A 15,753-nucleotide genomic window follows, 5' to 3' on the forward strand; every position below is an offset into this window, starting at 1 on the left:
TTGTGCAGCCGAGTCTCGTGCTGGAGGCCCTTTAGAATTCTCATCGTTTTGTCAAAGATTTTGTCGATAAGGGACTAAACTATGCGAAGATTCTGCAACGGGATAAGGAACACGCTTGACGGCTTGAAACGGGTTGTTCCGCGCCGTCGCTCAAACGTTCGTTCATGAAGCAGCCATGCTGATCGGATATACCCGGGTCTCGAAGACGGACGGCAGCCAGGTGCTCGACCTGCAGCGCGATGCCTTGGTCGCCGCCGGCGTCGTGCCGGAGCAGATCTATCAGGACGAGGCATCCGGTCAGCGCGAGGATCGACCTGGGCTTTCAGCGTGCCTGAAGGCCTTGCGTGCCGGCGATGTCCTGATGGTCTGGAAACTCGACCGGCTGGGCCGCGACCTGCGCCACCTGGTCAATACGGCGCAGGACCTTGCTGAACGAGGTATCGGTTTCAAGGTGCTCGCCGGTCAGGGCGCCGAGATCGACACCACGACCGCCAGCGGCAAGCTGTTGTTCGGCATTTTCGCCGCACTGGCCGAGCTCGAGCGGGAGTTGATCCGGGAGCGCACCAAGGCCGGGTTGGCCGCAGCGCGAGCCAGAGGTCGAAAGGGAGGCCGACGCTTCGACCTGAGCAAGACTCAGGTCCGGCTGGCCCAAGCAGCAATGCAGAACCGCGGCACCAAGGTCAGCGAACTGTGCGAAGAGCTCGGCGTGACACGCTCGACGCTGTATCGCTACGTCGGTCCTCGCGGTGAGCTGCGCGAGCATGGAGAACGGGTGCTCGGTATTCGAGCAAGCACGGCGCCCACAGCCTGAACCTGAAAGTCAACGCCCCAGCGGAGGCTGAAAAGCCATGACCACCACCAAGATCGATCGAAGCGGAGCCTCACAAAGCGTGCAGCTACCCGACGGTTTCCAGTTCGACGTCGATGAGGTTGAGATCCTGCGCCGCGGTGACGAGGTGATCCTGCGCAAGCAGAACGCGAATCTGCGTGAGGCATTCGACCTGCTCGCCTCCATGCCCGAGGACTACTTCGCCGAGGGACGACGGGACCCGCCTCCCGAGACCCGCGAAGCCTTGTGATGCCGGTGAGATATCTACTCGACACCAACATCTGCATCTACACCGCCAAACGGCGGCCACCGGAGGTCGCAGGTCGATTCGAGCGCCTGCACCCGGGTGAGGTTGGGATGTCGATGATTACGTACGGCGAGTTGTTGCTCGGCGCGGAGAAAAGCCAGCTTCCGAAACAGATTGCGGAGCGACTGCAACGCTTCGTCGAACTTGTCCCCGTGTTGGCGCTGCCGGACAACAGTCCGTCGCACTATGCCCGCATCCGAGCTGCGCTGGAACGCGCAGGGACACCAATCGGGGCCAACGATCTTTGGATCGCGGCACACGCTATGGCTTCCGGCCTGATCCTGGTGAGCAACAATTTGCGGGAGCTCGGTCGGGTAGCAGGGCTCACAACGGAGAACTGGGCACACTGACAGCGGCCTGCGCGAGCCTTAGCGTACGATATTCTCCGTTCTATGGAGTGAACCCAAGCAGTGCTGTCCGGCCCACTCGGTGCGGTCGATGGTCAGGTACCCGGTCTGGAAGAGCAGCGCCTCGGTCGGGATGGTCGCCCACATCGAAGCGCGAGAGCAGGCTCTCGAGCTCGGGGGTGAAGACGCGATCGAGGTCGTCCCCCGTATAGCCGCAGATAGCGGAGTCGTCCGGCGAGACTGTAGTCTCGTTGAGGTTGTTCAGCCCCGAGAAGAGGCCGACCTTGCTGAGCTCGCTCACTCCGGTGAGAAAGGCGAAGCGGATGTGGGCGTCGAAATCCTTGATGACCGAATAGAGGTCGCGCAGCCCGTCACGGATCTCTCGCGCGACCCCGGGACGGGCGAGGTTGTCGAGAATCGGATTGTCGTACTCGTCGACCAGGACCACGGCGCGCTCCCCGCTGCGCGCGTGGACGTTGCGGATCAGCTCGGCGAAGCACCCGCTCGCCGACGGCTCGGTGCAGCGGATTCCGAGCACCCCCTGGTTGATGCGCAGCTGCTCGCCGATTTCCTCCCGCAGGTCCCCAGGCGAGCGCATCACCCCGCCGCCGAAGCTCTGCCGCATCACTGGTGCGCGTCGGGTCCAATCCCAGCGCTCATGGATGAAGCGTCCGCGGAAGAGCGGCTCGCTGCCGGCGAACAGCTCGGCAAGGGTATCCAGAAAGAGAGACTTGCCGAAACGGCGGGGACGCGACAAAAAGAAGTACTTACCGCTGTCGACCAGGCGCCAGGCGAAGGCGGTCTTGTCGACATAGTAATAGCCTTCCTCGCGGATCTCGCGGAAGGTCTGGATACCGATGGGAAGCTTGCGGCGCGAAATCGAGGCTCTCATGCGCAGAGGTTGTCATGGCAGACTTGATTCTAAGCGTTTCCCGAACCGGCGTGCCGCCCCACCCCGGGGCGAGGATGCGGGGAGCACCAGGTGCGGGCAGGTCACCCGGAGAGTGCGCCAGAGCAGCTCGAGCCTTGGCCGGCAGTGCAGCCATAGCAGTGGTCGGCGACGCGGATGGGCGCCTCGGCGAGCCTGGCCAGATCGAGATCGCTGAGATTGACCGCGCTCGGAGTGGCACCCAAGGGCAGGCCGAGCATCTGGTTGAAGTCGCAGTCGTAGACGTAGCCGCGCCAATCGACGCTGATCAGCTCGCGGCACATGACCTGTGGCAGGTTCTCGGCACGGTGGGCGGATTTCAGCAGCGCCAGATAGTCGTCGAACTGGCCTTTCGAGATCAGGGTGCTGCCGAAGCGTTGGATCGGCATGTTTGCCAAGGTGAAGAGCCGGCTGAAGACGATGCCATGGCGCTCGCCGAGCTCCTTTCGATAGGTCTGCTCCAGCCCGCACTGGGCGGGCGGCAGCGCGGGACCGAGCGGGTTGTACACCAGACTGAGGACCAGCCCGGTCTCGGCGTCGCCATAGCCCAGCGCGTTGAGCCGCCGCAGGCCATCCAGACTCTGCGCGAAGACGCCCTTGCCGCGCTGGGCGTCGACATTCTCCTCCAGATAGCAGGGCAGCGAGGCGACGACCTCGACCCCGTGCTTGGCGAGAAAGGCCGCCAGATCCTCATAGCCGGGCTCGCTCAGGATGCTGAGATTGCATCGATCCATGACATGCACCCCAAGCTCGCGGGCCGCGCGCACGAGATCGCGAAAGTGCGGATTGAGCTCGGGGGCACCGCCAGTGATGTCTAGTGTCTCGAAGGGTCCGGAGCCGAGGCAGGCGATGACCGCATCGACGGTTTCTCGCTCCATGCTCTCGGTCCGATTCGGCCCCGCAGCCACATGACAGTGCAGGCAGGACTGATTGCAGCGATACCCGAGGTTGATCTGCAGGGTCTTGACGGCGAAGCGCCGGATCTTCGGGAAGTCGCTGTCGATCAGGCGTGGCAGGGTCTCATGCATGAGGCTGGGCCCTCGAGTACTGGGGCTGAAGGCAGCGCGCTCGCACCAAGGCCATGAGGTCATCGAGGCCTTCACAGCCCCGGATGGCCGTCGCGTCTAGGCAAACGGATGGAGCAGCGTCCGTCAGCAGCAAGACGACGGGCAGCTCGACCTCGAGCTGCGGAAAGTCTTCCTGAAGCTGGTCGCGATGGAGGAATTGGCATCGCACCGGCAGCGCGCGGATGAAGTCGCTCCAAGACCGCCGCTCGCTTAGCCAGCCATGCGTCAGCATGCACAGGTCGCAGGAATAGGTCTTGGGTGACAGGATCTTATGCGCCGCGTCCGTGACGCGACTGAAGAGATCCGAGTCTGCCTTGTAGACGAAGATCAGGCGCGGCTCTGCCATCAGGCCGTCTCTACCCGGCCGCTGAGGGGCTCGGATTGGAGCGGCAGCACCAAGAGCCCCATCAGCCCCTGCCATCTGGGCGCGGTGAAGCGTCCGATGCCGAAGCGGATCGCCTCCGGGTCGGGACGCAGCCGCAGTGAGCCGAACAGGCGATCCCAGACGGAGAAGATGGTCCCGTAGCTCGAGTCCGTCTCGGTGCGAATCTGCGAATGATGGACGCGATGAATGGCCGGGGTGACCAGCAAGAGGCGCAGACGACGATCGAGCAGGGGCGGGATAGCGACATTGCTGTGATGCAGTGCGATGACGGCGACCATCACCGCCTTGTAGAGGACCAGCAGCTCGAAGCTCATGCCGAGCAGGACGAGCACCAAGGCATTGGCCAGCCCGGAGAGCAGGATCTCGCCCGGGTGGAAGCGCAGCGCGGTGGTGCAATCCATGGCGGGATCCGTGTGGTGCACGCGATGGAAGCGCCACAGGAAGGAGATGCGGTGGTTGGCCCTGTGCCAGGCGTACATCCAGAGATCGAAGAGGACGAAGGCAGCCAAGGCGCAGCCCGCACCCAGCCCGTCGAGCCAATGGCAGAGTCCGATCCCGAGCTGGGCGCTGAGCTGTGTCGCGCCGATCCAGAGCGGCGCAAGGACGGCTCCCACGACGCCTCCGATCGCGGCCAGTCCGAGATTCCTGGCCGCATGGCGCACACGGCCACGCCTGCCCAGATAGAAGGGCAGCACGCCTTCCAGGGCGAAGAGCGCACTCAGCACGACAAGGCCCACCCAGAGATCCAGCGTCATGCGCCCTCCTCCGGCCGGGGGACGCCAAGCCGACGCTCGTAGATGGCAGCCAGGCGCTCGGGTGGTGCGCCCAGCAAAAAACGCCCCAGGAGCAGGCCGTTGAAGAGCTGCTGCCACACCAGGCCGTTCGCCGTGAACCGCACCGCGGAGGTCGTCACCATGGCGGGAAGCTTGGCCACGCGACTCTGGCGACGGACGCGCCGGGCCAGCTCGACGTCCTCGAACAAGGGCCAGTCGGGAAAGCCGCCCACGGCCTCATAGACCGAGCGGCGGAGCACCATGGCCTGGTCGCCGAAGGTGGTCAGGGGCGACTCGAGGCGCGAGCAGAGGCTATAGAAGCGCAGCAGCCAATGGCCATGATCGAAGCGCAGCCGAAAGCACGCCATGCCGATCTCGTGATCGTCGAAGGCTGCGGCGAGCTGGGCCGCCGCGTCCTCCGGCAGGTCGGTGTCGTCGTGCAGGATCATCAGCAGCTCGCCTCGGCTCGCGCGGGCACCTGCCGCGCACTGGCTGCCGCGTCCGCGAGGCGCATGCATGAGCCGCCAGCCATCGGGCAGGTCGACGGCGCTGCTTGGCCGGGAGGACACCACATCCTCGGGCTCGACGAGGATCACCTCGTCGGCGCCCGATCGGACGGCGTTCCGGGCGGCACGCGCCCTCAGGCCGGCGTCGAGCCGGCGGGTCGGAATCACAAGCGATAGACTTGGTGTGCGCATGGAGCGGCGGGAGAGGAGCGATCGGATAAGGACTTACCGCGAGAGATCGAGGCGACCCGCGCGAAAGCCAAGCGGTCGGGACGTCTCGGGCGACCGAGCTGCAGCTCGGGGAGCTGCGCTCAACCAGTCGCAAGAGACTCGGACCGAGCCTCGGCGACGCGGTGGATGAGGAAGTAGACGGCGGGGATGAGGACGAGGGTGATGAGCGTGGAAGCGATCAGCCCGCCGAGCACGGCTCTGGCCAGCGGCGCCTGGGCGTCGGCGCCCTCCCCGATCCCGAGCGCCAGCGGCAGCAGTGCGAGGATGGTGGTCAATGTGGTCATGAGGATCGGCCGCAGGCGGCGGCGTCCGGCCTCGGTCAGTGCCTCCAGCGTCGCCAGGCCTTCGCGACGCAGCCGCCCGGCCTGGTCCACCAGGAGGATGGCATTATTGACTGCGATACCGCAGAGCATGATGCAGCCGATGGCGGACTGCAGATTGAGGGTGGTGTCGGTGAGGAAGAGCGTCAGCAGCACGCCGACCGCCGCGACCGGGACGGAGAGCATGACCACCAGGGGATCGAGCAGAGATTCGTATTGGGACGCCAGCACCATGTAGACCAGCGCCAGCGCCAGCGCCAGCGACACCAGCAGCTCGTCGAAGGCCTTCTGCTGCTCTTCGTAGTTGCCGGCGATGGTCAGGTCATAGCCGACCGGGCGCGGGATCTCCGCAAGCCGCGCGCGCACGTCCTCCGCGACTGACCCGAGGTCTCGGCCTGCCACGTTCGCCGTGACCGTGACGATGCGCTGCTGATCCTTGCGCTCGACGATCACGGGTCCGCGGCCGCTCTCTGTCGTCACTAGATTGCGCAGAACGACCTGCTCGCCCTCAGGGGTGCGCAGGGTGAGGTCCAGGATCTCGTCGATCGAGCGCTTCTCGGCGTCTTCCAGCTGGACGAGGATGCGGTAGGAATTGCCCTGGCTGCGCAGCTCGCCCGCCTTGGAGCCAGCGACCGCGGTCCCGATGACCTCGGTCACGTCACGCACCGTGAGCCCCAGGTCCGCGATCTTGTCGCGCATCACATGGATCTGCTGCTGCGGGATGCCGACCTCGCGGCTGAGATCCACGTCCGTCACGCCCGGGACGGCGGCGATGGCGTCCGCCGCCTGGCGCGCCAGCAGGGCGAGCGTGTCCAGATCGAAGCCACGCACCTCCACGGTGACGCCCTCCTCGCCCGAGAGCAGGCGCTCGAGCAGGAACTGCCCCTGGGGGGCGCGCGTGCGGATGGTCATGCCGGGGATCTGGCCCTCGAGCCGGGTCCGCAGGTCTTGCGCGATCTCCTGATTGGAGCGTGCCCGCTGCGTGGCCGGGGTCAGCGAGAGCCGGATCTCGCCCTTGGGCGTAGCCCTTCCGCGCGTGCCCGAGGTCATCACGGAGACCACGGACGAGACAGCCTCAGGCACCGCCGGATAGACCAGCGCCTCCATGGCGCGCGTCTGGCGGTCGATGAGATCCAGACGTGTGCCGACCTCCATTTCCCCGCTCACCCGCACCTCGCCCTCGTCGCTTGGCGGCAGAAACTCCGCCCCAATCAATGGGGCCAGGATAAGACTGGCCGCAAAGACCAAGGCCGTACCCACGACCGTGAGGACAGGTCGCGCGAGCGCCGCGCCGAGGATCCCCAGGTAGCCCCTTTCGAGCCCCCTGATCCAGCCGCCTGCCCGTTGCGCAAACCGCGCCGTCCACCCCGACCCGGCCTCGGGGTCGCCGCCACCGAGGATCTTGGACGCCAGCATCGGCAGAAGACTGAGCGCGACCAGCAGCGAGCATAGGAGGGAGAACATGATGACGAAGGCCAGCTCCTGGAAGAGCAAGCCGGGCACGCCACGCACGAAGATCAGGGGCAGGAAGATGGTCAGGGTCGTGATGGCGCCCGCGGTGACCGCGGCGGCGACCTCGCGGGTGCCCTTCATCGCGGCCCGCTGCGGCGGCTCGCCGTGCTCACGGAAGCGCCGATAGATGTTCTCCAGCACCACCACCGAGCTGTCGACCATCATGCCGACGCCAAGCGCAAGTCCGCCGAGCGTCATGAGGTTGAGCGTGAAGCCGCCGAAATAGAGCAGCGCGAAGGTGGCGACGACCGAGATGGGAATGGCCAGGGAGATAACCAGGGTGCTGCGCAGATTGCGCAGGAAGAAGAGCAGGACCAGCACGGCGAGCGCGCTGCCGTAGAGCACGGAGCGCGCGACATTGCTGATCGAGCGCTGGATGAAGTTGCCCTGATTGATGACCGGGACGACGCGCAGCTGGGGAAAGGCCTGGTTGATCTCATCGACCTCCGCCAGAATCGCCCGCGAGACCTCGACGGTATTGGCGCTGGGCTGCTTGCGAATGGCGAGTCTGAGGCCCCGCTCGCCATTCACGCGGATCAAGCGGGTCAGCTTTTCATAGGTGTCCGTCACCTTGGCGATCTGTCCCAGTCGGACCAGGGCGCCCTGGCGCCTGCCGACGACGGTGTCGCGGATCTCGTCCAGGCTGGCGAACTCGGCCGGCGCGCGCAGCGTCACCTCGTAGCGCCCCTGCTCGATCTTGCCGGCCGGCAGATCCAGATTGGCGTCGCGGATGGCGTCCAGGATGTCGTTGAGCGCCAGGCCCAGGGCGTTGATCTTGCCCGGGTCGAGCTCCACCCGCAGCTCCCGGGTGAAGCCCCCCCAGGGGTCGACCTGGGCGACACCTGGGATGCGGGCGAAGCGGTAGCGGACCTGATCCTCCACGAGCTGAGTCAGCTCCACGGGATCGAGCGGGCTGGAGATGCCGAGCAGCACCACAGGGAAGGAGTCGACGTCGAACTTGCTGATGCGCGGGCCGACGATGTCGTCCGGCAGCTCGCTGATCTCGTCCTCCAGCGTCGCCCGAACGTCCACCGCGAGATTGTCGATGTTGGTGCCCCAGGCGAAGCTCACGCGCACGCTGCTGTAGCCTTCGTAGGAGCTGGAGGTCATCTCCACGACGCCTGGCACAGTGGCGACGATCTCCTCGACGATCTGGGTCACCAGGCGCTCGATGACGATGGGATCGGCGCCCTCGTATTGGGTGCGAACCGTGAGGGTCGGCAGCTCGATGCTCGGCAGCAGGTCGATCTGCAGCCGACTGAGCGACAGCGACCCCAGCACCAGCACGATGAGCGTCGCCATGGTCGTGAAGACCGGGCGACGGACGCTGGCCCGCGCCAGATTCATCGGGCGGAGGCCGTGGTGTCGGAGACGATGCGGATGGCCGAGCCGTCCTCGAGCAATTGCTGACCGAGCACGACCACCTTCCCCGCGATCCCTTCGCCCAGGACCTGCACCCGCTGACCATCGCGGATGCCAGGACGCACCGGCCGCCAGATCGCGGTGCGGCCGTCCGGGTCGACCAGGAAGACGCCTGTCCCGCCATCGCGCTTGGTCAGGGACTGCTCCGGGACGATGGTCGCTTCCGCCTCCCGATCGAGCACCACCGTCGCCCGCGCGAACATGCCCGGCTTGAGACGAAGCTCTGGATTGTCGACGCGCAGCTCGACCCTTGCCTGTCGCGTCGCCTCGCGAAACACAGGGGCGATACGCTCGATCCGCGCCGCGAAACGCTGGGCGGGATAGGCATCGGTGGAGACGCTCGCGCGCTGCCCAGACGCGAGCTGGGCATAGTCCCGCTCGGTCACGGAGAACACGGCGGTAATGGGATCCAGCTCGACGATGCGCAGCAATGGCGTATTGGCATCGACCATCTCGCCCTCGTCGACATAGCGCTCGGCAACCACGCGCCGCTCGCCCCCGCCGCGCCAGCCGGCGCTGACCTGGGTGTAGCCCAGCCGGATGCGGGCCGCCTCCAAGTCCGCTTCGGCGCTCGCTACCCGCGCGCGGCTCACCGCCACCAGCGCCTGCTTGGCGAGCTGCTCGGCCTTGGCCGTGTCGCGCTGCGACTCGGAGCTGACGCCGCGCCGCTGCAGCTTCTCGATACGCGCCAGCTCGCGCTCGGCGATCTCGAGCAGACTCTCCGCCTCCACCGCGCTCGCCTGGGCGACCGCAAGATCGGCGGCGGCGCGCGCGACCTCCTGGACGTACTCGGCGTCGTCGAGCATGGCGACGACCTCATTGCGTGCGACCGCGTCTGCCAAGTCCGCGCTCAAGGCCTCGACGCGCCCGCTGACCTTGGGCGCAACCTCGAGCTCGGCATGGGCCTCGAGCGTGCCTGTGAAGACGCGGCGCGCCTCGATGGGGCCTTGCTCGATCTCCGCGACCTCCACGGGGACGGGTGGGCTCTCGCGGGCTGAGGGCCTGGCGCTCGGCGCGTCCGGAAGGCGCTGCTGGATCGCCCAGCCGAGCGCACCCAGCACGGAGAAGACGATGAGGGCCAGCGTCAGGCGCCTAGCGAGGGGCTTGGACAAATCTCGATCCTGGTGGCATGAGGTCCGGAGCGGGCCATGATCTGGATCCCCCCGGCGCTAGGCTCCGGTGATCTGACAGGCGGGTACGGCGTTCGATCCCTAGATGTCTCCGCCGACGATCCGATTGCGGCCGCCATGCTTCGCGGCATAGAGCGCCCGGTCGGCGGCCTCGATGATGCCGGCCGGTTGGATGTTGGCGTCCGGGTCGACGCTGACGACGCCCATGCTGAGGGTGACGTGCTGGGCGATGGGGCTGGATGGATGGGGAATGGCGAGGCCGTCGATGACGCTCAGGAGATAGGACGCGATCTCGCGCGCCTGCTCTTGGCTGGTGTAGGGCAGCAGGACCATGAACTCCTCGCCGCCGTAGCGGGCGATGAAGTCGCCCGAGCGGTGCAGCGCCCCCGACAGGCCCGAAGCCAGTCGGCGCAGGCAGTCGTCCCCGGCACCATGGCCGAGGGTGTCGTTGTATTCCTTGAAGTGGTCGACATCGACATAGACGAGCGAGAGCGGACGCCCCGAGCGGCGGGCGCGGTTCCACTCGCTCTCCAGCACCAGGTCGAAGCGGCGACGGTTGTTGACCTCGGTGAGGGCGTCGATGAAGGCGTAGGACTCAAGCAGCTCGTACTTGCTCTTGAGGTCCAGGTGGAGCCTGACGCGCGCCTTGACCACCGGGGGATGGAAGGGCTTGGTGATGTAGTCGACCGCGCCCGCGGAGAAGCCTTTCGCCGCGTCCATGACCTCCGAGACGGCGGTAACGAAGACCACGGGAATCGACTTGGTCGCCTCGTCGCGCTTGAGCGCTGCGCACAGCTCGTAGCCGTCCATCTCCGGCATCAGGATGTCGAGCAGGATGATGTCCGGCGGATTGTCCCCGCGCGCGAGCTTGAGGGCGCGCTCCGGCTTGGTCGCCGCGCTGACGCGATAGTCCTCGCGAAAGACCTCCATCAGGAGGTCGATGTTCTCCTTGGTGTCGTCGACGATCAGGATCTTGTGTCGGTCGTCACGCTCGGTCATCGGCTGTGAGCTCTATGCATAGTGTCTCGAGGGAAGCGATGGCGGCATCAATGTCGAAATCGTCGATCTGGCGCTGAATCGTCGCGATCCGCGCCGGATCGACACAGGCCTTGAGCTGTGGCGCCAAGTCGATCAAACGGGCGCGTCCTTGGTCGAGATCGTCGTCGAGGAGCCGGATCATGTCCGTGATTTCATCCGCAATCTGTGTGAGATCCAGGTCGGCGACGTCCGCGCTGCTCGCCTCCGCTTGCCCCGCCTCGGCGCTCTCCGTCGGCAGGGCTCGCAGACCCTCGGCAACCTCGGCGAGCGCGCTGCTGAAGACGCGCCAGATGTCGTCGTCGATCGGCAGGCGCCCCGCGCCGACGGCATCCTCCACGGCCAATGCCGCATCATAGAGCGCCTTGGCGCCCAGGTTGCCCGCAACGCTCTTGAGCGAATGCGCCAGGCGGCGCGCCTCATCGGCATGGCTCGCCGCGAGCGCCTGCTCGATACGCTCTGCCGTGTCTGCCCAAGAGGCGCGGAAACCGCGCAGCATCTTGAGGTACAAGCCGGCATTGCGATTGGCGCGCGCCAGCCCCTCGGAGAGATCCAGCCCAGGCAGCTCCAGCCCGTCGATCAAGACGGCAGCGGCATCCGCTTTGCGAGGCGGCTTGGGTGCCGGCTCGGGTGCAATCTTGGATTCTGGCCGAGCGGCGGGAATCCAGCGCGCCAGGACCGCGAAGAGCCGTGCCGGATCGATCGGCTTGGCGACATAGTCGTTCATGCCGGCCGCGAGGCAGCGCTCCAAATCTCCCTTGAGCGCGTGGGCGGTCATGGCGATGATCGGCAGCCGCTGCCGATCCAGGGCCGCGCGGATGCGGCGCGTTGCCTCCAGGCCATCCATCACGGGCATCTGCAGATCCATGAGCACCGCGGCATGACGGTCCGGATCGGCGAGCGTGAGGGCCTGCGCGCCATTCTCCGCCGTGTCGACCTCGAGCCCGACCGAGGTCAACCATTCCACCGCCACCTGCCGGTTCACTTCGATATCCTCGACCAGCAGTACGCGGCTGCCGCGCAGGTCCGGTGCCTCGGGCGCCGTCTCTTCCGCCCGCAGGAGACCGCTCGTGACCGCCGCGTCCTCATGGCCGAACAGGCCCATGATGGTATCGAAAAGAAAGGACTGGTTCACCGGCTTGTGTAGGAAGGCGTCCAAGATCGACCGCTCCCCCGGCTGCATCAGGTCTTCGCGGGCATAGGCGGAGATCATGCAGACCACCGGCGTCTTGGCGAGATCGAACCTGGTGCGAATGCGCCTGGTGGTCTCCAGGCCGTTCAGGCCAGGCATCTTCCAGTCCATCAGCACCAGGTCGAAGCTCTGCTCGGCATCGGCGAGGATCCGCAGGGCCTCCTCGCCGGAGGCGGCGGCCGTCGCCTGCATCTGGAAGGACTGGATCTGACTGATGAGGATCTCGCGCGAGGTGGCATTGTCGTCCACCACCAGCACCCGGAGCCCGCGCAAATCGACCGGCGTGCTCGGGCTCGCCTCGGCGACGGCGGCCTGGCGCCGCATCAGGACCCGCGCGATGAAACGGCTGCCCTCGCCGACACGGCTCTCGACGCGGATGTCGCCGCCCATCATCCCGACGAGCTCGCGGGTGATGGCAAGACCCAAGCCGGTCCCGCCATGACGCCGCGTGATGGAGCCGTCGGCCTGGGCGAAGGATTGGAAGATGGTTTCGAGGCGATCCAGCGGGATGCCAGGCCCGGTGTCGCGCACCTCGAGACAGAGCATGACCGCCCCGTCGCCCGGATCGCGATCGGCGGCTTGGCACAAGGAGACCAGCACAGCCACCTCGCCGTGCTCGGTGAACTTGATGGCATTGCCGGCGAGATTGATGAGGATCTGTCCAAGCCGCAACGGATCGCCGATGAGGGCGCGCGGGACATCCGGCTCGGCGGAGACGATCAGCTCGACATCGCGCTCATGTGCGCGATAGGCGAACATCTCGGTCAGGCTGGCGAGCACCTCGTCCAGAGAGAAGGGGGTCTGCTCCAGATCCAGGCGGCCGGCCTCGATCTTGGAGAAATCCAGGATGTCATTGATGAGGCCGAGCAGCGAGCGCGCCGACGCCTTGACCTTGACCAGATAGTCCCGCTGGCGCTCATCCAGGTCCGTCCGCAGGGCGAGATCCGTCAGTCCCATCACCGCGTTCAGCGGCGTGCGGATCTCGTGGCTCATGTTGGCGAGGAAGCCGCTCTTCGCCTCGCTGGCGGCCTTGGCGGCCTCGCGCTCGCGCTCGGCCTCCTGGCGACGGCGGCGGTCCGTCACGTCGAGCAGCATGCCCTCCAGGATATCGCCACCCTCGGCATTCTTGACGCGATGCAGCGAGATCTCTCCCCAGAAGGTCGAGCCATCGGGGCGCTTCAAGCGGGTCTCGAACCCAGTGACCGTGCCGTGCTCACGCACATCGGCGAGCAGGCGGCTGCGGTCCTCGGGGTCGGTATAGACCTGGGTGCCAAGGTCCTGAATCTGCTGAATCCCTTCATCCAGATCGGCCACGCCCAGCATACGCTGACAGGCGCGGTTCGCCGTGATGACCTTGCCGTCGGCCGTGGTCTGGAAGATGCCCTCGGCGGCATTGTCGAAGATGGCGCGGTACTTTCTCGCCACCTCCTCGATCTTCTGCCGGCCCTCGGCCAGCTCGCCCGCCATATGGTCGAAAGAGGCGGCCAGCGCACCGATCTCGTCGCGGCGATCGATCCCCAGGCGTACGCCGAGATCGCCCTCGGCAATCCGCAGCGCGCCCCGATTGAGCCGCACGATGGGCTTGGCGATGGCCCGGCCCATCCACCAGCCGCCGAGCAGGATCGGCGGCAGGGTTGCGAGGAAGAGCCCGACCGCGATCCGCAGCACCCGCTGCTCGTAGGCCCGAACGGTCGTCGCCGTGATGTCCGCGCCCAGAACGCCGACGCGCGTCCCGTCGGCGAGCCGGATGGGCGCATAGCCGGAGAGGAAGGTGCCCCACTGATCGGTGTAGAAGTCCTGCTCGACCACCACCTCGTCCAGGGTCGGGAAACGCGCTTGCAGGAGGGGGCTGGCGTCCTCGTAGACGACATCCAGGTCGACCGCGTCTTCCGGATCTTCCTCGGCATCCACGACGAAACGAATAGTGCCATCTTCACCACGCCGCAGGCTGTACACATACTTGAGGTCCGATGCGCTGTCGCGCACCGCCTGGAGATCCTTGCGCATCCGCCGAAACGGATCGGAATCCATGCCCAGCTCGGGCGTGATGCCCACATGCAGCTCGGCATCCAGACTCGCCGCGGCCACCCCGACGATGTCGCCCAGCCGCTGGCGCAGGTCCGCCCTGACCTGATCCCGGGCGACCTGATAGAGCACGAGCGAGGTTCCCGCCGAGACCAGGAGCGCCAGCCCAAAGAATACCAGGGCGAGCTTCCATTGAAGGCCGAAGCGGGAGGGTCCAGGGCGATGAGCGGGCATGGGCGGAGCCATCTTGCGGGGGGCGGCGTTGGACGACCTTGAGCAGTCCGCGCATCTTATCCCGGATGTCCCGGCTCAGCCATCGCATAGGGCAGCGCGAATCCGCCGTCGAGGCAGATAGGCTCACCATTGCTGGGAGTGTTGACCTGGAGGCCGACACGCCCAGCGGCACCTGCTCCCGCAAAGGAGGATGGAACGGAGCCCTAGCCAGCCCGACGAATCACGCCCGAGACGATACCCAGGATCTGCAGCTCTTCGTGGCGCAAGAAGATCGGCTCCATGGCGGGGTTCGCCGGCTGCAGCCTGATGCCGTCGGGCTCGATGAAGAAACGCTTGAGCGTGACCTGCTCGCCATTGATCATGGCGACCACGGATTCGCCGCTCTCCGCGGTTTGACGCTGCTCGACGACGATGATGTCCCCATCCTGGATCTGGTCGTCGATCATGGAATGTCCCCTCACCCGCAGCGCATAGCTGTTCTTGCGCAGCATGTGGCGCGGGATGGTGATCCACTCCTGGTGCTCCACCAGGTCGACGGGGTAGCCTGCGGTCACGTATCCCAAGAGCGGGATCTCCACCCCTGGCTCGTCCGCGATCTCGATCGGCGTCAGCCCAGGATTCCAGAGCGGACGCGGGACCTTGTGGAGAAGGTAGGCGACGTTGGCTGTCATCGGCTCGACCTCGGCAAGAAGCGATCGTTCTCTATTCGTTCTCCATTAGCCTAGCACAGAACCACCGAAGTCAAAGTCAGCAGCGACCATGCCCCTCACCCGCCGTCAGCACCAGATCCTGGAATTCCTCAAAGACAACGCCGAGCATTTCGAGCAGGCGCCGACCCTCGACGAGCTCTGCGCCTGTCTCGGGCTGCGCTCGCGTGGATCCCTGCACAAGCACATCCGGGCACTCATCGCCGAGGGCTATGTCGAGCACATGAACGGCCGCCGATCCGGCGTCCGCCTGACCCCCGGACTCGGCTCGGCCGATGCGCTGCCATTTCTCGGCCGCATCGCCGCCGGGCGCCAGGTCGCGGCCGTTCCGCAATCCGAGACGATCCAGGTGCCCGCGCACCTGCGCGGGCACCTGGATTGCTTTGTCCTGCAAGTCGCGGGCGACTCCATGTGCGAGGCGGGAATCCTCGACGGCGACTATGCCGTGATCGAGCATCGTCGCACGGCGCACAACGGCGAGATCGTCGTCGCCCTGGTGCGTGGCGAGGAGACCACCCTGAAAAAGATCCACCAGCAGCCGGACCGCGTCATGCTGATTCCCGCGAATCGCGGCATGGAGCCACTCGTCTTCGCGCCCGCAGAGGTCGAGATACAAGGCGTGCTCGTCGGACTGATGCGCAGCTACGGCTGAGCCGCTCGGCTCTCCGCTTCCCGGCATGCGATCACGAAAGGGCGCCAGGGCTTGCATCAAGGCGCATGGTTTTTCCTGATTATTAACAAGGCTCAGCCAGAACCAGGAGCCGATGCGGCATGGGTGGCGTATGCACCGCGGCCGAGCCCAG

13 protein-coding genes and 1 pseudogene are annotated in these 15,753 nt (G+C 66.3%); 4 read left to right on the plus strand and 10 right to left on the minus strand.

Features of this window, described 5'->3' with window-relative positions:
• The first annotated feature begins 133 nt into the window (after positions 1 to 133).
• From G3446_RS23175 to G3446_RS23185, 3 genes are read left to right on the plus strand one after another with little or no spacing between them, the layout of a single operon-like run.
• The gene (locus G3446_RS23175) at positions 134 to 811 is read left to right on the plus strand and encodes a recombinase family protein (RefSeq protein ID WP_425338426.1); all 678 of its coding nucleotides are present in this window, start codon (positions 134 to 136) and stop codon (positions 809 to 811) included.
• Positions 812 to 848: 37 nt separating this feature from the next.
• Positions 849 to 1,079 (plus strand): antitoxin, encoded by a 231-nt coding sequence (locus G3446_RS23180; protein WP_164455765.1) that lies wholly within the window; start codon positions 849 to 851, stop codon positions 1,077 to 1,079.
• Between the two features lie 5 nt (positions 1,080 to 1,084).
• Positions 1,085 to 1,486 carry a type II toxin-antitoxin system VapC family toxin gene (locus tag G3446_RS23185; RefSeq protein WP_342450206.1) on the plus strand — a complete coding sequence of 134 codons (402 nt, stop codon included), beginning with the start codon at positions 1,085 to 1,087 and terminating at the stop codon, positions 1,484 to 1,486.
• Positions 1,487 to 1,643: 157 nt separating this feature from the next.
• On the opposite strand, the pseudogene G3446_RS23190 reads toward G3446_RS23185, so the two are convergent.
• From G3446_RS23190 to lexA (G3446_RS23235), 10 genes and pseudogenes are all read right to left on the minus strand, one after another.
• Positions 1,644 to 2,363 (minus strand): annotated as a pseudogene (locus G3446_RS23190) (ATP-binding protein); the annotation flags it as partial.
• Positions 2,364 to 2,476: 113 nt separating this feature from the next.
• Complete coding sequence (arsS, locus tag G3446_RS23195; protein ID WP_164455769.1) at positions 2,477 to 3,439, minus strand: arsenosugar biosynthesis radical SAM (seleno)protein ArsS; 963 nt, start codon at positions 3,437 to 3,439, stop codon at positions 2,477 to 2,479.
• Entirely contained in the window at positions 3,432 to 3,824 is a 393-nt protein-coding gene (locus G3446_RS23200; protein ID WP_245232706.1) for a hypothetical protein, read from the minus strand. The genes arsS and G3446_RS23200 overlap by 8 nt, the downstream gene beginning before the upstream one ends.
• Positions 3,824 to 4,618 carry a sterol desaturase family protein gene (locus tag G3446_RS23205; protein ID WP_164455771.1) on the minus strand — a complete coding sequence of 265 codons (795 nt, stop codon included), beginning with the start codon at positions 4,616 to 4,618 and terminating at the stop codon, positions 3,824 to 3,826. Before G3446_RS23205 ends, G3446_RS23200 begins: the two co-directional genes overlap by 1 nt.
• Entirely contained in the window at positions 4,615 to 5,310 is a 696-nt protein-coding gene (locus G3446_RS23210; RefSeq protein ID WP_167757099.1) for a glycosyl transferase family 2, read from the minus strand. The genes G3446_RS23205 and G3446_RS23210 overlap by 4 nt, the downstream gene beginning before the upstream one ends.
• A gap of 143 nt (positions 5,311 to 5,453) precedes the next feature.
• On the minus strand, positions 5,454 to 8,552 hold the full coding sequence (locus G3446_RS23215; protein WP_164455773.1) for an efflux RND transporter permease subunit: 3,099 nt from the start codon (positions 8,550 to 8,552) through the stop codon (positions 5,454 to 5,456).
• Positions 8,549 to 9,739 carry an efflux RND transporter periplasmic adaptor subunit gene (locus G3446_RS23220; protein WP_209262589.1) on the minus strand — a complete coding sequence of 397 codons (1,191 nt, stop codon included), beginning with the start codon at positions 9,737 to 9,739 and terminating at the stop codon, positions 8,549 to 8,551. The genes G3446_RS23215 and G3446_RS23220 overlap by 4 nt, the downstream gene beginning before the upstream one ends.
• Before the next feature lie 99 nt (positions 9,740 to 9,838).
• On the minus strand, positions 9,839 to 10,756 hold the full coding sequence (locus G3446_RS23225) for a diguanylate cyclase domain-containing protein (RefSeq protein ID WP_164455775.1): 918 nt from the start codon (positions 10,754 to 10,756) through the stop codon (positions 9,839 to 9,841).
• Positions 10,743 to 14,243: a hybrid sensor histidine kinase/response regulator gene (locus G3446_RS23230; RefSeq protein WP_164455777.1), complete on the minus strand. Its 3,501-nt coding sequence runs from the start codon at positions 14,241 to 14,243 to the stop codon at positions 10,743 to 10,745. Before G3446_RS23230 ends, G3446_RS23225 begins: the two co-directional genes overlap by 14 nt.
• 203 nt (positions 14,244 to 14,446) lie before the next feature.
• Positions 14,447 to 14,914: a transcriptional repressor LexA gene (gene lexA, locus G3446_RS23235; protein WP_164455779.1), complete on the minus strand. Its 468-nt coding sequence runs from the start codon at positions 14,912 to 14,914 to the stop codon at positions 14,447 to 14,449.
• A gap of 88 nt (positions 14,915 to 15,002) precedes the next feature.
• Between lexA (G3446_RS23235) and lexA (G3446_RS23240) the strand changes: the two genes are divergently transcribed.
• On the plus strand, positions 15,003 to 15,602 hold the full coding sequence (gene lexA / locus G3446_RS23240) for a transcriptional repressor LexA (protein ID WP_164455781.1): 600 nt from the start codon (positions 15,003 to 15,005) through the stop codon (positions 15,600 to 15,602).
• Positions 15,603 to 15,753 lie beyond the last annotated feature (151 nt).

This window comes from Thiorhodococcus minor (assembly GCF_010820565.1).
GTDB lineage: Bacteria > Pseudomonadota > Gammaproteobacteria > Chromatiales > Chromatiaceae > Thiorhodococcus > Thiorhodococcus minor.

What these genes read in the sequence shown, in the direction of transcription:
- G3446_RS23180 (WP_164455765.1), top strand. Translation starts at nt 849, where the DNA reads ATGACCACCACCAAGATCGATCGAAGCGGAGCCTCACAAAGCGTGCAG.
- arsS (WP_164455769.1), bottom strand. Translation starts at nt 3,439, where the DNA reads ATGCATGAGACCCTGCCACGCCTGATCGACAGCGACTTCCCGAAGATC.
- G3446_RS23200 (WP_245232706.1), bottom strand. Translation starts at nt 3,824, where the DNA reads ATGGCAGAGCCGCGCCTGATCTTCGTCTACAAGGCAGACTCGGATCTC.
- G3446_RS23205 (WP_164455771.1), bottom strand. Translation starts at nt 4,618, where the DNA reads ATGACGCTGGATCTCTGGGTGGGCCTTGTCGTGCTGAGTGCGCTCTTC.
- G3446_RS23215 (WP_164455773.1), bottom strand. Translation starts at nt 8,552, where the DNA reads ATGAATCTGGCGCGGGCCAGCGTCCGTCGCCCGGTCTTCACGACCATG.
- G3446_RS23225 (WP_164455775.1), bottom strand. Translation starts at nt 10,756, where the DNA reads ATGACCGAGCGTGACGACCGACACAAGATCCTGATCGTCGACGACACC.
- G3446_RS23230 (WP_164455777.1), bottom strand. Translation starts at nt 14,243, where the DNA reads ATGCCCGCTCATCGCCCTGGACCCTCCCGCTTCGGCCTTCAATGGAAG.
- lexA (WP_164455779.1), bottom strand. Translation starts at nt 14,914, where the DNA reads ATGACAGCCAACGTCGCCTACCTTCTCCACAAGGTCCCGCGTCCGCTC.
- lexA (WP_164455781.1), top strand. Translation starts at nt 15,003, where the DNA reads ATGCCCCTCACCCGCCGTCAGCACCAGATCCTGGAATTCCTCAAAGAC.